A 26,619-nucleotide genomic window follows, 5' to 3' on the forward strand; every position below is an offset into this window, starting at 1 on the left:
TAGAGTTACTTACTTAAAAAACACTTATATTTATAGTAAATACAAGGATATGGAAAGTATATTTCAGGGGGAGAATATTTTAGAGTTCATAAAGACATTCCCAGACGACCAAAGTTGCCGTGAATTTATAGCCAATGAGAAGTGGAAAGACGGCTATAGATGTAAACGTTGCGAGAATACGAAGTATGTTTATTTTGAAAAACACAATAAAAGAGAGTGTACCAAATGTAGATATAAAGAGAGTGCAACGGCAGGAACTCTTTTTCATAGAGTTAAATTTGGAATTCAAAAAGCATTTTGTATTGCCTTTGAAATGACTTGTACAACCAAATCAATATCCTCAACTCAAGCGGCAAAACGCTATGGAATAACTCAAAAGACTTCTTGGTTGTTTATGCAAAAAGTAAGACTTGCGATGAAGTCCTCAAAACAGTATCCAATGACAGGAAATGTACAAGTTGATGAATTTGTAGTTGGCGGAAAAGAAACAGGAAAACAAGGTAGAAGTTACGATAGCAAAAAGGCAAAAGTTGCTTGTGCTGTTGAGCTGACAGATGAAGGAAAGATAAAAAGAGGTTATGCAAATGTTATTGATGATTATTCTGCAAAGTCAATAAAACCATTATTTGACGAGCATATAAGTAAAGATGCGAATATTAAAACAGACCAATGGACAGCTTACAAAATAATAGCAAAGAGCTATAACATCGTCCAAGAAAAAAGCGTTCCTGGGAAAAACTTCAAAGAAATGCACACTATTATTCATCAGGTAAAAACTGCAATAAGAACGATTCAATCACACGTCAAAAAGGAACATCTCCAAAAATATTTAGATGAATATTTTTATCGACTGAACAGGTCAATTTACAAAGATTCTATTTTTGATAATATATTCAAACGATTAGTCTCACATCCGCATCAGGGTTGGAAGCAAATCGTAGTCATTAAGTAAGTAACTCGAAACATTAATTTCATTAAAATTTAAATTCAAAATTTGGCAATTGTCCGAATCATATATTTCAGATAAAATATATAAAATCCTTTTAATCAATAATTGTTCACCAAAGTTATCATTTCTAAAAATTACTTTGTAAAAATAAGAATCAAGACTAATCTTAATTTCGTTTTCATTTACAGAATAAATAATTTGTTCAAATGGATCTATTGAATTATCTAGTTTATCAAATTCATCAAGAATATTTTCAATATACTCAAAATCGATTTTAAAAATTAAAGGCTTTATTTTGTTCAGTTTCAAATATGGATCTAAAATTAATGCAATTTCATTGAACCAAAATGCGATTGCGATACATATTTCAATAGTAAAGTGATTCTTATCAATTTCATCTTCATCAATATTTATTGCTGATTCAATCCAAATTTCTTTTTCAAATGCTCTTGACAATATTTTATTTGAAAATTTACCAATATTTTTACTTCTAAAAATAGGTAAATTAGCAGGTAAAGTTTCCCTTTCTACAGGAAGAAAAATAAAACCATTTTCAAGTGGGTATAGACCTACATGTACATCATTTTTTATAATTGCCTCAGTTTTAAAATCAAGTGCATTACCCACGGTAATAAAAAGTCTATCTAGTTTGTAATCATCATCGATATAAAAGCTTTCTTTATTTTCAATAAACATCGATATGTTGTCTAAAAAATATGGAGTTATTAGATTGATTTCCGTTTTAGCTTTTGCAAAATTATATAAAGTAAGATTATTTAGTTTGTTGCTTTTATGTAGTATCAATAACTCATCCATTCTCAAAACTAAATGAATACATTTTTTATCTAAACCTTCATACGTAATCATTATCGGTCTGCCTATTCCCAAAGTTATATTCAAATTAAATATCTCATATCTTTCGAAATCAGCATTACTAATCAATTTATTATATGTTTCCTTTTTATGCTTTAATACTTTATTTAGAATATCCTCTCCAAAATAAGGTGTTAAAGGATAAACTGAATTGTAGTCTTTACCATCATCAAATTGATATGTTACATAAGCTAATTTATCAGTGTCATAAATATAGATACCTTCATAAAGCGGTAAATCATTATTGTTTAAATTAAAATCAATTTTTTTATAACCAAAATCATCTAATATAAAATTGCATTGTTTCCAACATTCTTTAGAAAAGTGTTTTATTAAAGCATCCAAACAATTATGTACTACACCTAATTTATAAATATTAAAAACTATTGCAAAAACAAGATTTGTTGGTGAAATAATTATATAATCATTCTCAATCTTAAGAATTGGCTTAAAAATTAAAGGGTTTTCATTTGGATCATTTGTTTTTAAATCATCATTTATTACATCAATTAAAAAGTTTTCTATTAAACTAAACTCTAAATGAATTTTATCACTTAATTTCTCAAATCTTTCTTTGCTAAAAATTAGTTTCCCCGTATTTTTATACAAGAAATCATCATTAGGAAAATAAATATTATTTGAATCGGTATCTTTGTACGAAAGATTTCTTTCATAATTTAAAGATGAGCAAATTAAATTCGAAACTATAAGTAAAAAGAATGTTGAACCTGAAGCTTCTTTGATAAAAGCATTTGGCAAAGAATTTTTATTTGAAAGTACATTAATTAATGACTGTAAAATATATACTTGTCCTTCAGTAACACCGGGAAAAACAATCATATTCCCTAAAGGGGTCATTATGTTTTCTGTAAATAAATTCTCTGGAGGATCTTCCTGATTATTAAATGAATAGTTTTTAGATAAATATTGATTTAGCTTTTTATAATCAATAGCATTGTTTTGAAAATTTTTTGATAGCAATACCTCTTTCTGAATTTCTTCAAGCCTAATATTTTTACCATGATTTTCTGGTAAAGATTTTAGTAATGCAATTGTAGCTAAAAGTTCTTTTCTGTTGAATTGATTAAAAAAAGGCAATTCACTATCTATTTTATTAAAACAACATTTTTTATACTTTAAACCACTATCACAAGGACAAGAATCATTTCTTCCAACTTTTTTCATGCTATTTTTTTATTAGTTCCCTAAAAGCCTAATCTAAATCATCACTCCTCTCCTTACCACTCCAAAACAACTCACATCCAAAAGAGCAATTAAAACTAATTCTCTCGTATTCTATTTTCCATAAGGTATTTCTCAAAAATAATAAAAACAAATTACAAAAACAGCGTATAACTACCTGTTTTTGTAATTAAAATAACCCAAACTGTTTTCCCAACTTAAACTGCAAAGTGTTATGATTCTTAAGAGACGAAATAGTGTTTAATTTTCATGGATTTATATTGAAAGAGTTCAATAATAGATGGTTCTTGATAGGAAGAAGAAAGAAAAACCAGCCCATAACTAATGTGGCACTGGATAGAATCATTGCTATTGATTATGATTTTAACATGCCTCATTTAAAAGAAAATTTTAATGCGGACACGTATTACAAAAATGTGGTGGGAGTTACTGTGAATACGAGTTTGCATCCCAATCGGTTTGAACTCTGGATTGATGCCCTAAATGCTCCTTATGTGCTTACTAAACCCTTGCTAAATTCACAACAGTTGATCAAACAAAATGAAGATGGCAGCATTATTATTCACTTATTTGTGATTCTAAATTATGAACTAGCACGTATTTTTCTAGGTTTTGGCAATGGTCTTGAGGTGATACGACCCGACTATTTCCGAAATCAAATGAAAAGTGTTATTCAAAAGTCTCTGGCGCGTTATGCCGAATAATTGATTGGTTTGAATGGATAACGAACGCTAAACAAAAAATCCTTTTTTTTTGCAGCATGGTTTTAGCGATTTAGCTTAAAAAAAAACTCGTCAAACTTTAGAAACGATGACTTGCTGCACCAAGAAAATATTAACGTTTGTGATTTCGTTAATTTGTCTTGATGCGTTACTTTTGCAGCGTCAAAACAACCACTTTGAAAAAGTTCAGTATCTACATACTTTCTTTTATTTTACTCCTGCCCACTTTTGGCAGCTCTTTTACGTATTTGAACTTTAAACTCCAACAAGAAGAAATTGCAAAAACCATTTGTGTGCAACGCAAAATGGTTTTTAATAGTTGTAACGGACGATGCGAATTGCAAAAAAGCCTAAAACGCTACACCGACAACGAAAAAAGCATGCAAAACACCCTCAAAGAAAAAGTTGATGTGGTGTACGTACAAGAACTGCTTAGTGCTTCATACGAGTTGGTACAACCTATCGTTATTACAACAAAAACCGAAACCGTTGTAAACCGCAAACCGATTTCATTTTCGGCTTACACCTTTCGTCCTCCCGCTTATTTCATTTCATAAGATCAATTTATTTTGGAACGAAAAGCACATTATGTTGCCTATTTCGTTTTACAATATTGCATAGGCACTAATCGCGTCTTGATCTTTCGTGCTTTGTTTGCTTGCTTTTTAGCCTTGCAAACAATTTAAACCCATTATTTACTCATTCAGTTTCATTACGAAATTAAATAAGGATTCTGGGTTAAATTTTCACTGAAATAAGATTTTTACACCTTTCAAAAAAAATGAAAAAATTGATTTTTGTAATGCTTTTGGCGTTACAATATACCTATGCACAAAAAACTGCTGCAGTAGATAGCAGCACCGTAGAAAACCTAAATGAAGTAGTAATTACTGCCAACCGTGGCAAGGCCAAGCGAAATGAGGTGCCAGTGGCAATTTCTAAACTATCTACAAAACTCATTCAAGAAACCAAAGCAACTTCTGCTTTCGAAATTGTAAATAAAACGCCCGGCGTAATGATGACAAATCTCGGTAACGAGCAACACGGAATGTCCATCAGGCAACCTATGGGTTTGAGCCCGTATTATTTGTATCTCGAAGACGGCTTGCCCATTCGACCACTCGGCGTTTTCAACCACAATGCGTTGCTTGAAATGAATCCGTTTAATTTACAAAATCTAGAAGTGATCAAAGGTCCCGCTTCATCACTTTACGGTCCAGAAGCTGTGGGCGGAACTGTAAATTTTATTACCGTAAAACCAAGCCGCGATCCCAAGTTTAAAGTAGGCATTCAAGCAGATCAATACGGCTACCGCAACCTGCAAGCCTTTGGCAGCGCTACCGTAGGCAAATTTTCGTTTGCCATTGCGGGCGCTAGTACTGACCAAACTAACAGTTGGCTCACTTTTTCTGATTACAACAAAAACAATTTGAACGCTAAATTCCAATGCAATTTTAGCAACAGTCTCCGTTTGATTAGCAGTACTTTTTATGGGCAATATTACTCGGACATGACGGGAAGCGTAAACGAGCAAGACTTTAAAAGCCGCTCCTACAAAAGTACAACCGATTTTACCTACCGAAAATCAGAGGTCTTACGCAGTCGTCTAACACTTGAAAAAGAGTGGTCTGAAAACAGTCAAACCGTTGTAACAGTTTACCACCGAGACAATAAATTAGGACAAAACCCAAGCTACGGCATTCGATGGAATCCTACACCATCAGCAACCAACGATCCTACAAAAGCAACTGGCGAAATCAATTCAAACGATTTTAAAAGTTACGGAATCGTGGCGCAGCACACGCACGGATTTTCGTTTTTAAACTCTAAACTAATCGCCGGAACTACCTACGATAGGTCGCCAAACGACTATTTTTCGCACCAAATTAAACTACAAGCCAACCGAAATCCTGATGGAAAGACGGTAAACAAGTATCAAATTTTAGAAGTTCGACCAGACTTACGCATTTCAAATTACAATGCCACCATTTACAACAATTCAGGCTATGTGCAATACAACTTTCAACCGCTTTCAAAAGTAACAGTAACCACAGGGGCGCGTTACGACTACATCAAAATTGATTACACCAATAACATCAATGCTACTTCGGGAGCCAAAACCTACGATCAACTGACCTTTAAAGCAGGTGTCAATTACAATCCGCTTACTAATGTTGGGTTTTATGCCAATTATTCTCAAGGATTCTCTCCACCTTCGGTGACCACTTTATTCCGTCCAAAACCTGGAGTTACACCCGTACAATTTTACACGGATCTTGATGCGGCACATTTTTCAAACTACGAAATTGGTGGTTATAGCAGTTTGCTAAAAAACAAATTGACACTAGATTTTGCCGTGTATGTACTTGATGGTCGCAATGAATTATTAAGCATTCGCCAACCAGATAATTCAACCGATACTCAATCAGCCGGAAAAACAAGCCATCGAGGAATTGAACTTGGACTACAATACCAACCGTCAGCACAGCTTGCATTTCGCCTTGGCGGAACCTATGCGCGCCATGAATTTATCGACTTTACTGTTTCCAAACGAAGCACCGATGCGATTCAAAAGCTCGACGGCTTTGACATGCCGAGCGCACCACGATGGATTGCTAATTCTGAGCTCAATTATTACCCAAAATGGTTCCCGAACTTCCGTGCAGCGCTAGAGTGCCAGTACGTATCAAGCTGGTTTCAAAACCAAATCAACACTGTTTCCTACGCTGGCTACACCCTTTTTAATGCTCGATTAGGCTACCGCTACAAACAAGTTGAATTTTTTACCAATATCATGAACCTGACCGATAAATTGTATGCTACCAATGTTTCTCGGGGCAATGCCACAATCGATCAGACTACGTATACCGCCGCCGCACCTCGCATTTTCATGATGGGATTACAGTACAACTTATCATTAAAAAAATAATTATCAGGAGCTTATCCGGCTATCCGCTTTATCTTTTTTGAGGCCAAAAAAAGGCCTCAAAAAAGGATATCGCTCCTATCCGGGCTAAAAAACACACAAAATGAAAAAAGAAAATCAAAAGACATCTACACGAAAAAAAGATTCCAAATGGATCAAAAAAATCAAGCAGCACATCTATGCGTGGCACCGAACTTTGGCCATTATTACCATTATTCCAGTTATCTTTTGGACACTTTCAGGCATCATGCATCCGTTTATGGCGCATTTTTTTAAACCCGAAATCGCCAATCAAGAGCTACCACAAACCGCCATTAATCAGAGTCAATTGCCATTGACGTTGAAAGAGGTTTTACAAAAAAAACAACTCAAAACATTCAAAAACTTTCGCCTAGTCAACCTGAACGATAAAACCTATTATCAAGTAAAAACCGAATCAGGAGCCCTACTCTATTTTGACACAGCCACGGCTGAACAACTTGAAAACGGCGATCAAAAATACGCCGAAGCTCTAGCGCGTTACTTTTTACAAGACCGTACAAGCAGCATTTCAAACTACAAAGTCCTCACTGAATTTACAACGCAATACAAATACGTAAACCGCTACTTGCCCGTATACCAACTGAGTTTTGATCGTGCCGATGAAATGCAAGTTTATATAGAAACCGCCTCAAGCAAACTAGCGACTTTCAACCCGAAATCACGCCAAATTTTTATTTGGTTCTTCGATACCTTTCACAATTGGTCCTTTATTGATGCGATTTCTAATAACAGTTTGCGCATTATCATCATGATTTTACTTTTGTCTGTGATCTCCTTTTCAGCAATCAGTGGACTCTTGATTTATGGGCTTTTCTGGAAACAATTCAAAAAAAGCGATGCGCTTGCTCCCAAAAAAGGCATCCGACGTTACCACCGACAAATCGGGATTTGGATTTCATTATTTACCTTAACCTTCGCTTTTAGCGGTGCATACCACGCCACTACCAAATGGGATCCGTACACGCTATCGCAAATGGTATACGAACCTAGCTTTAAATCCGAAGCACTTAACACTTCACTTACTGATTTAAAACTAGATTGGAATCGGTTTGAAAATGCTAGTATAGTTGCTTTTCAAGACAGTTTGTACTACCGTTGCCAACTGCTTCCCAAGCAAGTAACAAAGACTAACACAGCCATCACTACACCCGAATCAAAATGGGCAAAGAAAGACAAACAACCACTAGAAATAGTTTACATCAACGCACAAACCAATCGCATCGCGCCTAATCTAGATGTGAAATATGCTGAATTTTTAGCGCATTATTTTACAGATGGTGCGCCAAAGGCCGCTTGTTGCGAAATGATTCCTGAAACTGATGAACCTGAAACTTCTTTACAAAACGCAAAATTGGTTGAAACGAAAACCATTTACGAATTTGAAAGTCGCGAGTATGGCTTTGTGAACAAGCGCCTTCCTGTGGTGAAACTTGCTTATGACACACCTGAAAATACTACTTATTTTATAGAAACAGCCACCTCAAGATTAGCCGCAAAAGTAGAAAACGTAGACAAAAGAGAAGGTTATTCTTTTGCTATTCTACACAAATTTTTATTTTTAGATTGGGCGGGCAAAAATGTGCGTGATGCTGCAATGGTTTTGGCCGCACTTGCAATTTTAGTCGTGAGTGTTTTAGGATTGATTTTGTATCTTAAGAAAAAGTAAAAGCAAAAAAAAAGCGTCATCAACAAGAGTTCATGACGCTTTACTTTTTTGTAGCAATAATTCTTTCATCAACTGCTGTAAGGGTTTTAATTGAGCCACATCAATATTTGATTGTTGTAACACACTCATCATGGTCATAACTGCCGTAGGATTCATGTCATCACCTGTCACACGTACAACAGCAAAACCATTTTCATTTTTATTGGCAAAAAAAATAAACTCTTCAATATGCTCATCAGTACCCACAAAACTTACGGAAGCTCCTTCTTTTCCGGAGCCAAATTTCATCAATTGCTGGTACTTTTTGTCCTTTAAAATTAGATTTACTTTTGCGCGTTCTGCTTCAAATTCAGCTTTATTAGTCGCATTAGCATTAAAAGCTAAGATGTTCATTTTATCAAAAGATTGTAAGGCCTCGGTTTGCGCCAAGGTAAGTTTAGCCTTGTCTACATTTAATATTTCGGGAGAAACATCTAAAGCTATAAAATTTTTATCTTCTGAATGTTCAACAAAATATTTTTGCAATGACGGCTCGTTGTTGCAACTTACCAAAAATAACGCCAGTAGTACGGGAATTCCGAATCGTAGTTTCATATTACTTTTTACCTTTACTTGCTTTTTTCAAATCATCGCCGCCTGGGATACGCATTTTGTCTGTCAAAACTGAAATTTCATTTAAATCAAAGTTCCCTGTCAATGACATTAAAACAGTATCTTCATTTTTTGCTCCTTCAATAAACATCAACAACTCACGTATCTGTGTATCTCCAGCACCTGATTTTACAAGGATTTTTACATTTCTACCATTATCGTTTACTCGCATTAACTCTTCTAAACCGCCAGTTTTTATATATTTATCCGCAGCAAGTTTCATTTCACCTTCTACGCGAGTACTTTTGGTTGTAAAAACCTTCAAATTGTCTAATTTTTTAATTAAAGTCAAATATTGCTGCATTTCTTTATCGGAAGCGTCCATTTTAACTTTGCTCATTAAGTCAAACATTTTTTTATTGACAATAAATGACTTGACATCATCTTGACCATCAAATTTGTCAAATGCTGTTTGTGCAAAAAGTGAACTTGTAGCCAAAAAAAGCGCCAGTGTTACCAAAATTTTTGTAAATGTCTTTTGAATAGTGCTAAAAGCTTTTGTGTTCGTTGTGCTCAATGGCACCTTTTGATTGATTGATTTCATGATATAAATGATAATTAATGATTAAATGTGAACTGAAAAAGGCTAGCGTTTTTTAACTGCCTTGTTTTCTTACTGGTTTTTTAAATACTTTATTTTTTGCAATTTGATACTCCTCTAGATATAGTACACTTTCTATGCCAACATTAATATTATTCGATAATAAAGACAAGGCTTTTTGTGTAGCTTCAAAGGCAACTTTGGGATCCTCATAGGTTCCTAAATCTGACTGTGGTGGCGTAGTATCAGTATTTAAAAAAGCATAGCTTCCTACTCCTACAGCAACGATTACAGAAGCTGCAATGGAAAGCCATAATACAGGCCTTATTTGTCTATAAAAAGGAACAATACGGGTAAACTGCTCTTTTTTTGACTGATTAAGACCTTTAAAAAAATGTTGGTATTGTATTAAATGTTGTGCAACATCGCCTGAAGAAAAATAAGAACGTAATTCATTCTCCTCGGTAATAGTTGTTACTCCTTCAAAGTATTTCTCTAAAAGTGTCTCAATTTTATTGATTTCCATGGGTATGTGTCTTTATAATGTATTCCCTAATTATTTTTCGCGCTCTAGAAAGTGAAACTCGTACTGCGCTTTCATTCATTTGTAACAATGAAGCAATTTCTTCAAACTCGTATTGCTCTACATCACGTAATTGAACAATCATGCGTTGCTGTTCAGGCAATTGAGCTAAACAAGTATCAACCCATTTGAGACTATCTTGATCTTCTAATTTTTTTTCAAGACTTGGTGCGGTATCTACATAATTAGAATGAACTAATGATTCATTATTAGCTCGTTTTGATTTCAGCTGATCCAAACAAAAATTTTTAGTCATGGTCATTGCAAATGCCTCAACGCTACCGTACTTATTTAAAGAATCATTTTTTGACCACAACTTAGTCAGAACCTCTTGCGTTGCATCTTCGGCCTCCTCTGTACTAATTAATAAGCGCTTGGCTAGCCTAAAGACTTTGTCCTTAAATGGAGAGATCAAGACTACAAATTCGCTTTGGTTCATACACGTTTTACTAACAACTTATAAATACAAGACGATTGAAAAGTTATTTTGTAACATAAATTATTAAATTAAAACTAAAGTTAGTATTTTTACGTTAATAAGGATATAAACCAAACCTATGAAAACCTATTTTAAAATTCCCCTATTAGTACTTATTTCCCTTTTTGTATTACAAGGGTGTCAAGATAATGATGACGTAGCTCCACCGGCTAGCCTTGAAATTCAAGATTTTGTTTGGAAAGGCATGAATCAATACTACTTATGGACAGATGAAGTTGCTAATCTAGATGAAACAAAATTTGCTGATCAAGCCAATTTAAATAATTTTTTACAAACTTTTAGCACCCCAGAGAATTTATTTGCAGCACTACGTGTAGATGCAAACAAAGATAAATTTAGCTGGATTGTTGATGATTATTTAGAGCTAGAAGGACAATTTCAAGGAACTACTAACAATAATGGAGTTGAGTTTGGTTTAAGCAGAAAATCAACTGGCTCATCAGAAATTTTTGGATTTGTACGCTATATTATTCCTGGTTCTAATGCTGCTACTAAAGATATTAAAAGAGGAGATGTTTTTACAGCAGTGAATGGAACGCAACTTACGGTAAGTAATTATCAGTCTTTACTTTTTGGGTCTAATAATGATTATACGCTTAACATGGCTGATTTAGCGGGAGGCGCATTTGTATCCAATGGAAAAAATATAGCCCTTACAAAAACAGTATTGACTGAAAATCCTATTCTAGTGAATAAAGTAATAACTTCAGGATCTCATAAAATAGGATATTTAATGTACAACGCTTTTACAGCAAATTTTGACACCAAATTAAACGAAGCTTTTGGCACGTTAAAAGCAGAAGGTATTACAGAACTGGTGTTAGATTTACGTTACAATGGCGGAGGATCTGTGCAAACAGCAACACGTTTAGCAAGTATGATTACTGGACAGTTTACGGGTAAGGTATTTGCGAAACAACAATGGAATAAAAAAATAAACGATTACTTTGAGGCTGAGAAGCCTGATGCATTGTACAATTATTTTACGGATAAAATAGGCAGTGTCGCTATTAATAGTTTAAACCTAACCAAAGTTTACATCCTTACAAGTTCAAGTTCAGCATCTGCAAGCGAATTAGTAATCAACGGATTAGAACCCCATATAAACGTAATTCAAATAGGTGATGTTACCGTAGGGAAAAATGTAGGTTCAGTAACGCTATATGATTCTCCCGGTTTTGGAGCCGACAACAGAAATCCAAAACACAGATATGCGATGCAACCTATTGTTTTAAAAATTGTTAATTCGGCTGGTTTTGGTGATTATCAAAATGGTTTACAACCTGATTTCTTGCAAAAAGAAACTATAAGTACTCTGGGCGTTTTGGGAGACGTAAATGAGTCTCTACTAAAAACTGCTATTGCAAAAATTACGGGAACAAGTCGTATTATATCTCAAAAACAAAGAGCCGATTTTGAAACATTTAGCAGTTCACAAGCCGTAAACGGATTGAACCAAATGTATATTGAAAAAGCTCCCGAAGGATTGCTGAAAGCTTTAGAATAAAAAATTTAGAACCTAATTTTTGCCACAAATTTGAAGATACAATCCTTTGAATTTGTGGCATTTTTTTTATTTATTTCACAGATGATTGCTAAACAATATTTTATGTAAAATAATTTAAAAGCAGGCAATAATTAGTGATTTTTGTAAGTTTATATAGATTAACTTTTAAAACAGAAAACCAATGAAGAAAGCTATTCCATTCTTTTTAGCTTGCGCTACTTTTGTATCGCTAGCATTTGTAAAACCAAGTGTAGAGAACAAGAAACAAATTCACGTAGTTATTGATGCTGGGCATGGCGGAACTGATTTTGGCGCTACATCAATTACTAGTTCTGAAAAGCAAATTGTAGAACAGATATCCCATAAAATAAAATTTTTAAATAAAAATGAAAATGTAATTATTCATTTTACTCGAAAAGACGACCAATTTGTATCCCTCTCCGATCGTGCAGATTTCATCAATAAAATTAAACCCAACTTAGTTATATCCTTACACGTAAACCAAAGTCGTAATGAATCAAAATCAGGAATGGAGTTTTATGAAGCTAATGAGTCATTGGTTAACGATCAATCAATTAAAATCGCTAATGAATTGCGTACTAATTTTTTAAAAAACAATGCAGTTGCTCCATCTGAAATTAAGAAAGCTCCTTTTTTAATTTTAAAAAAATCAGTGGCACCTGCAGTACTAATTGAACTAGGCTACCTTTCAAATTCATCTGACAGAGCCTACCTGACTGATGATCAACAACAAGATAAAATTGCTACTACAATTATCTCATTTGTTTCTGATTTAAAATAAAACAATTAGTAACAAAAAAGCGAGACATTCATTGCTGAGTCTCGCTTTTTATTCAATTTGACAAACAATCTTGTCTTTTAAAATAAGAAATTCAATCCTATTTTAAAGTTTCTTCCGCGTGTTGCGCAGCATATCGCATTACCACTTTTTTTTGAGGAAGCAAATTGAATTCAATTTAATTTCGAAACAACTTAACTTACATGTAAAATACTGGTAAAAGAGATGTTATCACTTATAGCATATTTACAAATGCTTTTCATTCGATTTTAATAAAAACCTTTGCACTCAATAAAAATACATTATTTGTTAAAGTAAAAGCCATTTGGCCCTACTCCTACTGTCAATTCCTTTTGTAAATTACCCGTTAATGAATACACATACGCTTTACTGTTTGATGCGAAATCTCCTCCATCAGCAATGAAAATTCTATCATTCTCTACTGCAAAACCATACATTACCCCATATTGAGAAGTTGAAGTATAGGTAAACAAAGCCGTTTCACTTGCCTGACTTGCTGTAATATCCATAGCAAAAACACTACTCCCTTTAGTAAAGAAAACCTTAGAGCCATAAATATCTAAATTTTTAGCTCCTTTTAAAGTCGTTGGTAAAACTACTTCTGATACTGATTTATCAGAAAGTTTAACTTTTACAATTTTACTTGATCCTGAAAAAGGAGAAGCCAAAACGTATAATGTACCGTTTGTAATCTCCATACTGTTAGCACTAGCTCCTACAGTAACTGAAGATTCTAATGCCTTAGTACTTGTATTTACTACTAACACTTTGTCATTATTATAAGGCTCAATGATGTATAATTTATCGCCATCAAGTACTATGCGATCAGCTGTAGCGTTCAAATTAATTTTTGACTCCACTTTATTGGTGGCTAAATCAATTATAGCAACATAATCATCTGTATTACCTTGTGCTCCTCCATAATTATTGGCGTTTGTAACATAAGCTTTGCCATTTTTCACAACACCATATCTTGGACTAGCTAAGCCAGAATCTATTTTTGCAAGTAACTTAAATGAATATCGATTTACTACATTTATCACATTAGATCCACCAGCAATAATATATGCTTTGTCTCCATCAAAGAAAATATTTTGTACATATTTACCAATGAAATCACCAGCATTTTCAGCGCCATAAACATCTTGTTTAAAAATAGTCATGTCATCACCCAAAAATGATACCGAACCACCAGAGGAATTACCTTCGTTCAAAATAAAAACACCATCATCATAACTACCTTTTGAAACATTTTCATTTTCATCAGTACTACATGATGCTAAAAATGCAAAAGAAAAAACCACTACTAAAATTCTAGTTACCTTCATTATATTAAAATTTAAAAATTATGTACATATTAAAATTACGCCCTGGCATTATTCTTTGTTCCAAACTCACATATTTGTGCCCCCAAATATTAAGAACTTGAGCACCAATTTTAATATTATTTAAAATTGGCAAATCATAATCAACGCTAGTATTGCTTACTGTATAAGCTGGAATCACAGCTGCAGGATTATTATCTGCTTGGGTGTATACAAAACCATTATAAAGTACTTGGTAATTGACATTCCATTTTTTATAAGAATATGCTAATGAGGTAGTAGCTTTATGGAAAGGCACAAAAAAAAGTTGTTTTTGTGTTTCCTCGTTTTGTGATATGGTGTAGGCGTAAGTACTATTCAATTGCCAATGGCTTTGTCCAATATTTTTATTCCAATTTAGTAAAACCTCAATACCATATGCTTTAACTCGATCTGTATTTTGGGGTGCCCATACTCCGTTATTTCCAGGTACCCATCGCAATAAATCTTTTATTTTATTGAAGTAAACCGTTTGTGTAAGCGATACATTATGATATTTAAAAATATTTGCGAGTTCGCCTTGATAAGCACTTTCTGGTTTTAAATTAGGATTGCCACCACTTTCCCAGTACAAATCATTATAGGTTGGAATTCTAAAATTATGAGAAACATTAGCCTTGATATGATACCAAGAAATACCGTGCCAACTACTCCCCAGAGAGAACAATACTGGTGATTGGTAATTGTTTGTAATTTCTTTACGAATGCCAAACTCATTTTGCCAATTTTTTGTGGCTTCGTATTTTGCCAAAACAGCAAAACTGGTAATTTCACGCTCATGATTACCAAATCCTGATCCTTCACCTTTAGTTAAATTATACTCTAACAGCGCATTTATTAAAAGTTTGCTATTAAATTGGTGGTTGACATCGGCTTTAACAATCCATGAATTTGTATTGCCAAAACTATAATCAGGCTTTGTATTGTCTTCAAAATATTGATAGCCTTCTGTTATATATGCCGTTCTTAAATAAGCAGTCCACTTATTAAAACTAGCTTGGTACTCTAATAAATTTCTACTAAAATCATTTTTGTATTTTGTACGTGACTCAGATGATGATAACAAGGAAATATTTCGATCGGTATTTGAGGATTGACTATACAGTTTTAAATACTGTTTTTCATTAAATTTATAACCAACTGTAGCATTTAGTGTATTTACTTCATAATCTCCATTTTCATTAAATCTTTGGTTTCCCCTCCAATCGTAACTATCCTGAAACTTATAATTATTAGCCGAACTATTTCTAGAAAAACCAAACTGTGTTGACCATTTATCATTTGAAAAAATGCCTTTATACAATAGGTTTTGAGTGTTAAAGCTACCGTAGTCGTATCTTATTTCATTAGAAATTACATCTGTAAAACTTAAATTAGTACCTAAATGTAGCGTTCCACCAATAGCACCACTGCCATAAATAACACTTCCGCCTCCTCCTTTTACTTGTACAGAATTATAATCATTACTCGTTAAAGTATTAAAATCAGTACTGCCGTTCATTTGAGAATTAATATTTATCCCATTCCAAATCACTGCAGTTTGTGAGGAAGTTGTACCCCTAAAAGCAACTGTAGACAACATCCCACGACCGTATTCTTTAAAATACAAAACCGTATTATAGTTGAGTGAATTTGTGAGTAGTCCAGTGTTTTTTGACAAAATAGAGTCATTCAAACTAATTATAGTTTGAGTACTGGAGAATTTGCGCAGTTTAACATCAGAAACGTTAACCTCACGTAAACGGGTGATGGAGTCGTTTTGACCCAAAATAACCTGGCTTGCAAAAAAGCAAAATAAGAAGAATACTTTAAAATGTGTCATAATTTCCTGAACCTTTATTCCCGAAAGTCCGCTATTGATTATGAAATAAGGCAGGTCTCCTGGCTTGCGTCTTGTTGTTGACCTTCCCACTCGCCAAGGCGAGCAGTGGTTTTGTAGATAACAACAAGCTTTATAGCTTACAGTTGCGGGCACAGCTTAGGTTTTGAACCTAATTCCCTTTTAATGCGTTCTTGAATGTACTGAACGCAACCAAATTTCGATTGCAAAGATAAAATTATAATGAGAAAATCACCAAAAAAAATGATAATTTTATAAAGTAAGACGTACAACAGCACCAAAATCTACTTTATTCTGAAAAGCATCTTGTAAGGGCAGGTTAGAAACTGCACACAAAAAGCTCCTAATAATCCCTCCATGTGCTACAATTATAACGGGTTTTGTGGTAGCGGAATCCAGTGCATTTTCCATGAAATCCAATACTCTGTTGTGGAGGTTTAAAAACGACTCGCCGTTTGGTACAGAAACATTGACAAAATCAGTCATCCATGGGGTGAAAACTTCGGGTGGAATGCTGTCCCAATTTTTCAACTCCCAATCGCCAAAATTCATTTCCATCAATCGTTCATCCAGCGTCACATTTGCAATAGCGAAATTATTTTGAATGTGCTTTGCCAGAATGGTACAACGCTGTAAAGGACTTGAAAAAAGTAGCGCATCTTGCGGCAATTGCTTTAAAATAACATCAAAAACAGCTTCATAAGGCGTTGCAATTTCAACATCAGATTGGCCGTAGCAAATTCCTTTTTCGCAAACGGTCTCGGTATGTCTAACTAAATAAATTTCCATAATGCACTTATTGATAGATAAAAAATAACTTCGCAAACTTGTTGTGTGGCACCCAAACAATCTCCTGTGTAGCCGTCAATCCATTTTTGAAAATAACGGGCTAGAAAAAATCGAGTAAGAAATATTGGTACTAGAACTAAGAGAAATGCTATTTGATAAAAAGATATAACAACCAGTGGAAGTAAACCAAAAAATGCTGCTCCTATAACCTCTTTACTTGAGAAACTTTGAGCAATGGGCTTGCTTTTACTAGAAGCATCCTCACGAGAATATTCATGTGTAAAAACAATTGATATTGCAGCAAATCTGCTAAGAGCATGTCCTGTTATAAAAACTAATAAAAAAGTGAAAACTGACTGGTGATTCGTGAATAGCAATTCACTTTTGACTAAAGTGACTAGGCCCATAAACTTTAGAAAAAAAAGCAACACCAAACCTATGGCACCATAAGCGCCAATAGCGCTATCTTTCATAATGGTCAAAATCTTAGTTTTGGTCCAACCACCGCCAAATCCGTCGCACACATCTGCAAAACCATCTTCATGAAAAGCACCAGTAATCAATATGCTTGCAATCATTGAAAGGACAATACCAATCTCAGCATTCCACAACCAAGAGGCCGCAACATAGACTCCAAAAGTCACAGCACCCACAATCCAACCAATTAAAGGAAAATATCGAGATGCTTTGTTTAAATAATCAGGGTTATGATCGATATTTTTAGGACACGGAATACGGGTATAAAACATCAATGCTGTAAAAAATATATGAACTTCTTTTTTCATTTTTATGCTTTGGCTAAGCCAAATTTATAATGTTAATTTGTGTTTTTAGAGTCTACTTGAGCCGATTCAAAACTGGCCATGTCGTTTAAAAAAGCAACTGCCGATTCCAAAATGGGAAAAGCCAAAGCACAACCCGTTCCCTCTCCCAAACGTAAATCAAGTTGCAACACTGAACGAACATTTAAAAAATCAAGGATTTTTTGGTGTGCTTGCTCTGCTGAGGAGTGGCAAAAAATAGCATTTTCTAAAACCAATTTGTTTTTAGTGTAAGCCACTAAAAAAGCTACTGAACTTATGAATCCATCTACAAGAATGAGCATATTCACTACTTTTGCTTGTAGCATTCCGCCTGCCATTTGCATGATTTCGAATCCTCCAAAATAAGCCAGTAAACTGTCTACATCTTGTGGCCCATTATAATTTTCTCTACATTTTTCTAGAATTGCAATTTTATGTTGCAGTTGGGTATCATTTATCCCTGTCCCTTTACCCACACATTCAGAAACGGGCAGCTTCATCAAAACACTCATTAAAAGAGAAGCAGTAGCGGTGTTCCCAATTCCCATTTCGCCAAAACCAATACAATTTGAGCCTTTTTTTGCAATTGCATCCACAGCATCACTCCCATTTTTAAAACATAGTTCTAGTTCAGTAGCACTCATTGCGGGTCCTTGTAAAAAAGACTGAGTCCCCATTGCTATTTTGTTTGAAATCAGTTTTGTGTTAGTAGGAAAATCATAATTTACGCCAGCATCTACAATAGATAGTTCAATGTTGTGCTGCTTGCAAAACACATTAATTGCTGCTCCACCCGCTAAAAAATTAGTCACCATTTGTCTTGTAACATCTTGAGGATACGCGCTAACTCCATGATTTGCTATTCCATGATCAGCAGCAAAAACTACTATATTGGGGTTTCGTATTTGGGGTTCAAGAGATTGAAAAACAGTCCCTATTTGCAAAGCCAGTTTTTCTAAGATACCCAATGAACCGGTAGGCTTAGTCTTAGAATCGATCTTTTCTTGAAGTTGTTTTACTAGTATTTCTATTTCAAAACTTGTGGATTGCCATGAATTTGTTTCAGATTTAAAATGATGTAAAACTGAAATTTCTTCAACCAAAGGAGTTTTTGATTTCTGTTTCCAATTGAGTAGTTGCAGCATGGGCTGATTTTCATAATTTGTTGCTGGTTTACCAACACAAAAATATCCCAAAGGCTCCATTTGTTCTGGTAATCCTAGAATGGCTTTAAATTTATGGTAGTTTAATATCGACACCCAGCCCATGGAATATCCTTGCTCTGTAAGCGAAAGCCAAATGTTTTGAGCTGCACACACGGCACTAAACTTTATAGACTCATTACTTCCTACTGTACCTATTGTAAAATTATTGAGTACAGATCTGTCATAAGCTATTACTAATCCCACGGGAGCCTCCTCAATAGCTTCTAGTTTTAAGGCTTTGTATGTTTCTTTTTGGGATTCATCATTGGTTAGGTTAATAGCTTTTTTATCGTATTCTAAAAACAATTCTTTAATTGCATGCTTGATTTGGGGAGACTTAATCAAGAAATATTTAGTCGCATCAGTGAGTCCTACAGATGGTGCGTAATGACCCGCCTGCAAGGCTTTTTCAAGAACTTCGTCTGGAACTTCATCGTTGGTAAAATGACGAGTATCTCTGCGAGATTGTATAATTTCTTCTAGGTAAGTCATTTTTTTTTTTAAAATTTGAATTGGATATTTTTTTCTAATAATTTTCGAGAAAAAACTATAAAATAATTCTATAAACTTTAGCATTTATTGCCAAACTACAAAACAATACGAATCATAAGTTACCGTTGTATACTCTGGGAGATTTATAGGACTTTCAAATAATGGGCAATTTAGCACTAGAGTATGAAACTCACCATTCTCTCCGCAAGGATCAACTCCAATACCTATTAATTCCTGGGCTAAGTCAAGTGACAGTATTTTTCCTAAATAGTTTTCTCCCATGTGGGTATTACAAGACACGATCATGGTTATTATACCGTTTGCAATCATATCTCGCACCAGCTGCATTCGGTTTTGTTGCCACAAAGGCAAAATAGCTTGTAAAGAAGCAGCAGCACAAACCTTTTCTTCCCAGTCCTTGTGAGCCTGCAAATCAATATCACCAAATACGGCAGCTTGTAAATCGTATTTTGATTTTAAGTCCTTTAATACGTGTATAAATTTACTTTCATAATCACACCAAGTAGCAGGAATTCCGCATAATGGGAGATTCATTTTTTGAGCTTGCTGTTCTAAAATAGACAACGGCAAACCGTGAGAACGAGAAACTTTTCCGTTTTCATTCATCATGTTGAGAACTACTTTGGGCGTATTTCCTGCTTGAACAGCATTCATCATGGCATAACAACTGTCTTTCCCTCCACTCCATGAGGTTACAAAATTCATATACTGGTTTTTATTGTTACTGGAATTCCAGATACCATCAACACAACGGTATCAGCCGTTTTAGCAATATACTGGTTCATCCATCCTTGTAACTCCGTGAATTTTCTACCTACAGCAGTATCTGCATGCAGTCCCATTCCTATTTCATTTGTAACTATAATAATGGTAGTATTTTGTTGTTTTGCAAGAGCATCAATTTCAGCTTTTGCTTGTTCCAAACACTCAGAAATATTATTTTTAGTATCCACAAAAAAATTAGTTAACCAAAGCGTGACACAGTCTATTACGGCTACTTTGCCTGTAAAATCAATTTCACTTAAGAACTTTTCTTTTTCAATATTGATCCAGCGTCCGTCTCTATCTTTTTGATGCCTATCAATTCGTTCTTGAAAATTAGCATCCCATTTTCTAGCAGTTGCTACATATATAGGATTGCTGGAACGTTCTTTGGCTAAACTTTCAGCATAGCTGCTCTTTCCTGAACGTTCACCACCCGTTATTAAATATATCATTCTTTGTTTCTTTCTTTATAAAATTCTTTTTTCTACTTTTTAATGGAAAATCAGTCCTGTATCCCAGACCCTTTTCACTTCAATCTAACTTTTTGTTATTGAGTATTTTTGTTCATGCTTTTTCAGTACTACTATCTTTTTGAAATTGCAAACTCCTTTCTAAGCAAGAAGGGCACATACAATCTTTTTTAACATCTGATACATGTACCACAGGAAAATCATAACACCAGCAAGTGACACAACTGTTTTCAACAAGACATAAAAAAGGCACTCCACAATTTGAACAACTTTTATTTGTTGGCTTATTCATGATGTAAATATAGTATTTGTTCAATTTTTTACTACCAAAAATAAACAAGAAATTTTATAATTTTAATTTACCTTTGCGTCAAGCGAAAAATTAAGCCATGAGAATTTCCATACAGCGCACCCTTTTTATTGTGATGATTTCAATTTTTATTGGATGTAATAAAAAAGAAAATACCACTGCAACTGATTCCACCACTGCTGCAAACAGCATTGAATACGCCTCAGGACTGTCAATACATAAATACGAAGGATTCTCTAAAGTTACGGTGTCAAATCCTTGGCCCGAAGCCAAAAAAAAATTCACCTACATCTTACAAGAAAAAAATAGCATTGTACCTGATAGTTTAAAGAAACATCCCGTAATACAAGTACCATTACAATCTATTGTTGTAACCTCAACAACAATAATTCCGTTCCTAGAAATGCTCCAAGTAGAACAAAAACTTACGGGTTTTCCACATACCAATTATATATCATCTGCTAAAACCAGAAAGCGTATTGATGCTGGATTAGTTAAAAATTTAGGTCAAAACGAAAAATTAAACGTAGAACAACTCATTGAATTAGAGCCAAATTTAATTGTAAGCTTTGGCATAAACAACAACAATCCTACTCTTGATAATTTACAAAAAAGCGGCCTTAAAGTGCTTATTCAAGCCGACTGGATGGAGCAAACACCACTAGGAAAAGCAGAATGGTTGAAATTATACGGCGCCTTATTTGGAAAAGAAAAAGAAGCCAAAATCATCTTTGACACCATAGTAAAAAACTACAAGGAAGCACAACAATTGGTAGCTCAAAAAAAATCAACCTCAACAGTATTGTATGGTTCTATGTACCAAGAACAATGGTATATAGCAAGAGGAAACAGCTGGGTAGCGCAGTTTATGATGGATGCTAAAGCAAATTATTTATGGGCCGACATTAAAGGTACAGGAAGTTTAAGTCTACCATTTGAAAAAATTTTAGAAAAAGCAAGAACTGCTAAATACTGGATTGCAACAGGCTCTTTTAACACCAACAAAGAGTTTGAAAACAGCAACCCGCATTACAATCAATTTGACGCCTTAAAAGCTAAAAATGTATATACTTTTGAGAGTAAAGTGGGACCAACTGGAGGAACTGTCTATTATGAATTAGCAACAAGCCGTCCTGATTTAGTTTTAAAAGATTACATTAAAATATTTCATCCAGAATTATTACCAAATTATACTTTTACTTTTGCCGAAAAATTAAAGTAATAAGAACTATATCGATACTTGAAATTTTACATTAAAAAAATAAAGGGTTTTTACTCTAAAAAATAAGCGTTGGATACACACAAACGAAATACCATTTTATTCTTTTTTTTTGCTACCGTACTTGTGCTACTATTTTTTATGAACATTAGTTTTGGATCCATATCCATTCCGTTTAAGGATGTGGCAACGAGTCTAACGGGAGGTCAAGCTAGCAAAACAACATGGGAATATATCATCATGAATTACCGCTTGCCAAAAGCCATAACGGCAATTCTTGCAGGTATGGGGTTGTCCATAAGTGGTTTATTAATGCAAACCTTGTTTAGAAATCCTCTCGCAGGACCTTATGTATTGGGCTTAAGCTCTGGTGCCAGTCTGGGAGTAGCGTTTGTAATTCTGGGTGCAGGAATACTTCCAGCTTTCTTAACTCCTTTTTTACTTTCGGCGTACGGCGTAGTTATTGCTTCTACAATAGGAAGTTCATTAGTCTTACTTGCCGTTTTATTTGTTTCACAAAAACTAAGAGATACCATGGCCATACTCATTGTAGGGCTTATGTTTGGCAGCTTTACCAGTGCCATTGTTGGAGTATTATCTTACATGAGTACCGCGGAGCAATTACAAAAATTCACGTTTTGGTCTATGGGCAGTTTGGGTAATTTATCTTGGCCATCCGTATTTGTGCTGGCTGTTTGCGTAATAATAGGACTTATTTTAAGTGTCGTAAGCATAAAACCATTGAATGCTTTATTACTTGGCGAAAATTATGCCCGCAGTTTAGGTTTAGATTATCAAAAATCAAGATTGATCATCATTGTTGCTACTAGTATTTTAGCCGGCAGCATTACAGCATTTGCTGGACCTATTGCGTTTGTAGGACTTGCTGTACCACATTTAGCCAAGTTGACTTTTCAAACTAGCAATCACACCATACTTTTTTGGAGTACTTTAATTTTTGGAGGTAGTATCATGCTCATTTGTGATTTACTTTCAGAAATACCAAGCTTGAATCTTAGCTTACCCATAAATGCCATCACGTCCATTATTGGGGCGCCCATGGTAATTTGGCTCTTGGTTCGAAAACAAAAAATGATAGGCTAATGGAACACTCAATACTACTGGAAGCATCAAAAATTAGCATTGGTTATTCCCATAAAAAAGAGTCGGTTGTGGTTGCCACTGATGTTTCAATTGCATTAAAAACAGGCAAGCTCATTGCACTTATTGGTTCAAATGGGATTGGAAAATCAACCTTATTAAAAACCATTACAGGCATACAAAAACCTCTATCTGGAGAAGTTTTATTGCTTCAGAAAAATATTTCTTCCTACAATTCTTTGGCTTTGGCCAAAAATTTAAGCATTGTACTTACAGAGAAACTTCCGCCAAGCAATTTAACTGTCTATGAGCTAATTGCTTTAGGACGGCAACCGTACACCAACTGGATAGGTAAATTATCTTCAGAGGATAGTGACAAGATCAATGAAGCCATGCAATTAACGCAAATTTCTCATTTGGCTGATAAAAAGCATTATGAAATAAGTGACGGACAATTGCAAAAAGTATTAATTGCAAGAGCATTAGCACAAGATACCCCACTAATCATTCTGGATGAGCCTACCACGCACTTGGATTTACTGCATAAAGTAGCGCTATTAAAATTGCTAAAAAAACTAACGCATGAAACAGGTAAATGCATCTTGTTCTCTACTCATGACATTGATATGGCGATACAAATGAGCGACGAAATGATTATCATGATTCCCGGAAATGTAGTGCAAGATGAACCCTGTAACTTGATCAAAAAAGGAAATTTTAATACCCTTTTTAAAGACGAACATATTGTTTTTGATGCTGAAAAAGGGAAGTTTGTGATTTCCTAGCAAGCCCTCTAACCCCTATTTTCAAAATTTTACCGACTAAAAATCCCTTGTTACTCAGGGTGCACATTAGACAATCAACCCAATTTGCCTTTTCGCCTCTCCTACTACAAAAGCAACAGAATTAGCAATATTAAAACTACGTATTAAGGGTGACATCGGAATTTTAAGTTGATTTTCTTTGGCAAACAAATCCAATACTTCTTGGCTCAAGCCCACACTTTCTTTGCCAAAAACCAACCAATCACCATCTTGAAATTCGATATTCAAATAAGAATGGGCTGCATGTGAACTCATTAGAAAAACTCTTGAAGTATCTGAAATTACTTTCATCCACTCTGCGACATTTTGGTATTCCGTAACATCAAGATGCACCCAATAATCTAGTCCGGATCGTTTGAGGTTTTTATCATTGATAACAAAACCAAAAGGATGAATCAGGTGCAAACGACTTTCGGTACCCACACACAATCGGCCAATATTTCCAGTATTATTTGGAATTTCAGGTTCTACTAAAACGATGTTTAACATTTTATACTTTATTAAAAGATTTGAAAATTAAAAGATTAAAAAAACTAGTACTACCTTTTAATTTTCTATTTGAAAATTTTCTACTTCTATAACTTCTCCAGCTTGTAAATCGTTGAGATGTACATTGCCAACTCGAACACGAACCAAGCGTAAGGTGGGGAATCCAACGGCTGCAGTCATTTTTCGTACTTGACGAAATTTACCCTCATTTACAATAATTGAAGCCCATGTTGTAGGTCCGTGTCTTTCATCCCTTATTTTTTTTCCGCGTGGGCCAAAATTAGGTATTTCATTCAAAATAAAAGCTTGACAAGGCTTGGTTTTATATTTAGTTCCATTGAAACCAATTTCAACTCCCTCTTTTATTTCATCAATAGCTTGCTGCGTGATGACACCATCTACTTGTACATAGTATTCTTTATCGACTTTCTTACTCCTAATTGCTTCACTCTCTTTACCGTCGGTTGTCAAGAGCAACAACCCTTCCGAATCTTCATCTAATCGACCAATAGCCATAGTGCCATCTGGAAAATCAAAGAGTTCACCCAACAAGCGTTTTTTTCGTTTGAGTTCGTAAATAAACTGACTTAAAAAGCCATAAGGCTTGTGAATGATGAAATGGCGGTGCATGAAATAAAATCTTTTTGGCAAATATAGCGGGTTATTCCTTTTTTTAAGAAAGAGATTTCTCTTTTAAACCTAGCTAATCCTATTTTTCAATTATTCCCATTAGCACAATAAAATAAAAAAAATTTCACTCCCTAATCAATAAGAAATTAATCGACTAATATTCATATGATTATTATTAAATTTTAGAATTGTAACTTTTAAAAAACTATTCACATGTAAACCGAAACACTATAGAAGTTGATTTAATAAAAACTGTACAATTACTGTTAGAAACAATAACATTACATAATATTAATAAGGTAAAATCCTACTTTTTACACAACTTATTTTTTGAAAAATATATTAAAAAATATATAGAGTTACTTACTTAAAAAACACTTATATTTATAGTAAATACAAGGATATGGAAAGTATATTTCAGGGGGAGAATATTTTAGAGTTCATAAAGACATTCCCAGACGACCAAAGTTGCCGTGAATTTATAGCCAATGAGAAGTGGAAAGACGGCTATAGATGTAAACGTTGCGAGAATACGAAGTATGTTTATTTTGAAAAACACAATAAAAGAGAGTGTACCAAATGTAGATATAAAGAGAGTGCAACGGCAGGAACTCTTTTTCATAGAGTTAAATTTGGAATTCAAAAAGCATTTTGTATTGCCTTTGAAATGACTTGTACAACCAAATCAATATCCTCAACTCAAGCGGCAAAACGCTATGGAATAACTCAAAAGACTTCTTGGTTGTTTATGCAAAAAGTAAGACTTGCGATGAAGTCCTCAAAACAGTATCCAATGACAGGAAATGTACAAGTTGATGAATTTGTAGTTGGCGGAAAAGAAACAGGAAAACAAGGTAGAAGTTACGATAGCAAAAAGGCAAAAGTTGCTTGTGCTGTTGAGCTGACAGATGAAGGAAAGATAAAAAGAGGTTATGCAAATGTTATTGATGATTATTCTGCAAAGTCAATAAAACCATTATTTGACGAGCATATAAGTAAAGATGCGAATATTAAAACAGACCAATGGACAGCTTACAAAATAATAGCAAAGAGCTATAACATCGTCCAAGAAAAAAGCGTTCCTGGGAAAAACTTCAAAGAAATGCACACTATTATTCATCAGGTAAAAACTGCAATAAGAACGATTCAATCACACGTCAAAAAGGAACATCTCCAAAAATATTTAGATGAATATTTTTATCGACTGAACAGGTCAATTTACAAAGATTCTATTTTTGATAATATATTCAAACGATTAGTCTCACATCCGCATCAGGGTTGGAAGCAAATCGTAGTCATTAAGTAAGTAACTCGA

General features: G+C 34.3%; 25 protein-coding genes and 1 riboswitch. Of the genes, 11 read left to right on the forward strand and 14 right to left on the reverse strand.

Features of this window, described 5'->3' with window-relative positions:
- Positions 1-49 precede the first annotated feature (49 nt).
- A complete protein-coding gene (locus FJV36_RS07485) occupies positions 50-952 on the forward strand; it encodes an IS1595 family transposase (RefSeq protein ID WP_158728025.1) in 903 nt (300 codons plus the stop codon).
- On the opposite strand, the gene FJV36_RS16335 is transcribed toward FJV36_RS07485, so the two are convergent.
- The gene (locus FJV36_RS16335; protein WP_199251032.1) at positions 908-3,007 is read right to left on the reverse strand and encodes a YecA family protein; all 2,100 of its coding nucleotides are present in this window, start codon (positions 3,005-3,007) and stop codon (positions 908-910) included. The two genes, FJV36_RS07485 and FJV36_RS16335, sit on opposite strands and share 45 nt — an antisense overlap.
- A gap of 254 nt (positions 3,008-3,261) precedes the next feature.
- Between FJV36_RS16335 and FJV36_RS07495 the strand changes: the two genes are divergently transcribed.
- The 4 genes from FJV36_RS07495 to FJV36_RS07510 all read left to right on the forward strand — a co-directional run bounded on the left by FJV36_RS07495 (position 3,262) and on the right by FJV36_RS07510 (position 8,381).
- The gene (locus FJV36_RS07495; RefSeq protein WP_233264580.1) at positions 3,262-3,729 is read left to right on the forward strand and encodes a YafY family protein; all 468 of its coding nucleotides are present in this window, start codon (positions 3,262-3,264) and stop codon (positions 3,727-3,729) included.
- A 194-nt stretch (positions 3,730-3,923) separates the two neighbouring features.
- The gene (locus FJV36_RS07500) at positions 3,924-4,304 is read left to right on the forward strand and encodes a hypothetical protein (protein ID WP_233264581.1); all 381 of its coding nucleotides are present in this window, start codon (positions 3,924-3,926) and stop codon (positions 4,302-4,304) included.
- A 224-nt stretch (positions 4,305-4,528) separates the two neighbouring features.
- Positions 4,529-6,676 carry a TonB-dependent receptor gene (locus tag FJV36_RS07505; RefSeq protein WP_158729317.1) on the forward strand — a complete coding sequence of 716 codons (2,148 nt, stop codon included), beginning with the start codon at positions 4,529-4,531 and terminating at the stop codon, positions 6,674-6,676.
- A gap of 100 nt (positions 6,677-6,776) precedes the next feature.
- A complete protein-coding gene (locus FJV36_RS07510) occupies positions 6,777-8,381 on the forward strand; it encodes a PepSY-associated TM helix domain-containing protein (protein WP_158729318.1) in 1,605 nt (534 codons plus the stop codon).
- A 30-nt stretch (positions 8,382-8,411) separates the two neighbouring features.
- Here the strand turns inward: FJV36_RS07510 and FJV36_RS07515 are convergent, their stop codons facing one another.
- From FJV36_RS07515 to FJV36_RS07530, 4 genes are read right to left on the reverse strand one after another with little or no spacing between them, the layout of a single operon-like run.
- Positions 8,412-8,975 carry a DUF4252 domain-containing protein gene (locus FJV36_RS07515; protein ID WP_158729319.1) on the reverse strand — a complete coding sequence of 188 codons (564 nt, stop codon included), beginning with the start codon at positions 8,973-8,975 and terminating at the stop codon, positions 8,412-8,414.
- 1 nt (position 8,976) lies between these two features.
- Positions 8,977-9,576: a DUF4252 domain-containing protein gene (locus FJV36_RS07520; protein WP_158729320.1), complete on the reverse strand. Its 600-nt coding sequence runs from the start codon at positions 9,574-9,576 to the stop codon at positions 8,977-8,979.
- Between the two features lie 52 nt (positions 9,577-9,628).
- The gene (locus FJV36_RS07525; RefSeq protein WP_158729321.1) at positions 9,629-10,099 is read right to left on the reverse strand and encodes a hypothetical protein; all 471 of its coding nucleotides are present in this window, start codon (positions 10,097-10,099) and stop codon (positions 9,629-9,631) included.
- Positions 10,086-10,595 (reverse strand): RNA polymerase sigma factor, encoded by a 510-nt coding sequence (locus FJV36_RS07530; protein ID WP_158729322.1) that lies wholly within the window; start codon positions 10,593-10,595, stop codon positions 10,086-10,088. Before FJV36_RS07530 ends, FJV36_RS07525 begins: the two co-directional genes overlap by 14 nt.
- 118 nt (positions 10,596-10,713) lie before the next feature.
- On the opposite strand from FJV36_RS07530, the gene FJV36_RS07535 reads away from it, so the two are divergent.
- On the forward strand, positions 10,714-12,162 hold the full coding sequence (locus FJV36_RS07535; protein ID WP_158729323.1) for a S41 family peptidase: 1,449 nt from the start codon (positions 10,714-10,716) through the stop codon (positions 12,160-12,162).
- Positions 12,163-12,343: 181 nt separating this feature from the next.
- Positions 12,344-12,964 (forward strand): N-acetylmuramoyl-L-alanine amidase, encoded by a 621-nt coding sequence (locus FJV36_RS07540; RefSeq protein WP_158729324.1) that lies wholly within the window; start codon positions 12,344-12,346, stop codon positions 12,962-12,964.
- 299 nt (positions 12,965-13,263) lie between these two features.
- Here FJV36_RS07540 and FJV36_RS07545 read toward each other — a convergent pair whose 3' ends face one another.
- From FJV36_RS07545 to cobU, 7 genes are all read right to left on the reverse strand, one after another.
- Entirely contained in the window at positions 13,264-14,310 is a 1,047-nt protein-coding gene (locus tag FJV36_RS07545) for a YncE family protein (RefSeq protein ID WP_158729325.1), read from the reverse strand.
- Between the two features lie 4 nt (positions 14,311-14,314).
- Positions 14,315-16,168 (reverse strand): TonB-dependent siderophore receptor, encoded by a 1,854-nt coding sequence (locus FJV36_RS07550; protein WP_158729326.1) that lies wholly within the window; start codon positions 16,166-16,168, stop codon positions 14,315-14,317.
- 31 nt (positions 16,169-16,199) lie between these two features.
- A riboswitch (cobalamin riboswitch) is annotated at positions 16,200-16,398 on the reverse strand.
- Positions 16,399-16,438: 40 nt separating this feature from the next.
- The gene (cobC, locus tag FJV36_RS07555; protein ID WP_158729327.1) at positions 16,439-16,975 is read right to left on the reverse strand and encodes an alpha-ribazole phosphatase family protein; all 537 of its coding nucleotides are present in this window, start codon (positions 16,973-16,975) and stop codon (positions 16,439-16,441) included.
- The gene (locus FJV36_RS07560; RefSeq protein ID WP_158729328.1) at positions 16,960-17,760 is read right to left on the reverse strand and encodes an adenosylcobinamide-GDP ribazoletransferase; all 801 of its coding nucleotides are present in this window, start codon (positions 17,758-17,760) and stop codon (positions 16,960-16,962) included. Before FJV36_RS07560 ends, cobC begins: the two co-directional genes overlap by 16 nt.
- Positions 17,761-17,792: 32 nt before the next feature.
- Positions 17,793-19,475, reverse strand: coding sequence for a nicotinate-nucleotide--dimethylbenzimidazole phosphoribosyltransferase (gene cobT, locus FJV36_RS07565; protein ID WP_158729329.1), 1,683 nt, complete (start codon positions 19,473-19,475; stop codon positions 17,793-17,795).
- Between the two features lie 84 nt (positions 19,476-19,559).
- A complete protein-coding gene (locus FJV36_RS07570) occupies positions 19,560-20,201 on the reverse strand; it encodes a diphthine--ammonia ligase (protein ID WP_086453699.1) in 642 nt (213 codons plus the stop codon).
- A complete protein-coding gene (gene cobU / locus FJV36_RS07575; protein ID WP_086453700.1) occupies positions 20,198-20,713 on the reverse strand; it encodes a bifunctional adenosylcobinamide kinase/adenosylcobinamide-phosphate guanylyltransferase in 516 nt (171 codons plus the stop codon). Before cobU ends, FJV36_RS07570 begins: the two co-directional genes overlap by 4 nt.
- Positions 20,714-21,120: 407 nt before the next feature.
- Between cobU and FJV36_RS07580 the strand changes: the two genes are divergently transcribed.
- The 3 genes from FJV36_RS07580 (at position 21,121) to FJV36_RS07590 (ending at position 24,146) form a co-directional block, all read left to right on the forward strand.
- Positions 21,121-22,263: an ABC transporter substrate-binding protein gene (locus tag FJV36_RS07580; protein ID WP_158729330.1), complete on the forward strand. Its 1,143-nt coding sequence runs from the start codon at positions 21,121-21,123 to the stop codon at positions 22,261-22,263.
- A gap of 69 nt (positions 22,264-22,332) precedes the next feature.
- Positions 22,333-23,364 (forward strand): iron ABC transporter permease, encoded by a 1,032-nt coding sequence (locus tag FJV36_RS07585; RefSeq protein WP_158729331.1) that lies wholly within the window; start codon positions 22,333-22,335, stop codon positions 23,362-23,364.
- Complete coding sequence (locus FJV36_RS07590) at positions 23,364-24,146, forward strand: ABC transporter ATP-binding protein (RefSeq protein ID WP_158729332.1); 783 nt, start codon at positions 23,364-23,366, stop codon at positions 24,144-24,146. The genes FJV36_RS07585 and FJV36_RS07590 overlap by 1 nt, the downstream gene beginning before the upstream one ends.
- 66 nt (positions 24,147-24,212) lie before the next feature.
- On the opposite strand, the gene FJV36_RS07595 is transcribed toward FJV36_RS07590, so the two are convergent.
- Complete coding sequence (locus tag FJV36_RS07595) at positions 24,213-24,674, reverse strand: tRNA (cytidine(34)-2'-O)-methyltransferase (RefSeq protein ID WP_158729333.1); 462 nt, start codon at positions 24,672-24,674, stop codon at positions 24,213-24,215.
- A 57-nt stretch (positions 24,675-24,731) separates the two neighbouring features.
- Complete coding sequence (locus FJV36_RS07600; RefSeq protein ID WP_158729413.1) at positions 24,732-25,304, reverse strand: pseudouridine synthase; 573 nt, start codon at positions 25,302-25,304, stop codon at positions 24,732-24,734.
- 403 nt (positions 25,305-25,707) lie between these two features.
- Here FJV36_RS07600 and FJV36_RS07605 point away from each other — a divergent pair, with 403 nt between their 5' ends.
- Positions 25,708-26,610 (forward strand): IS1595 family transposase, encoded by a 903-nt coding sequence (locus FJV36_RS07605; protein WP_158728025.1) that lies wholly within the window; start codon positions 25,708-25,710, stop codon positions 26,608-26,610.
- Positions 26,611-26,619 lie beyond the last annotated feature (9 nt).

It is taken from the genome of Flavobacterium sp. I-STPP5a (genome assembly GCF_009764685.1).
Classification (GTDB): Bacteria; Bacteroidota; Bacteroidia; order Flavobacteriales; family Flavobacteriaceae; genus Flavobacterium.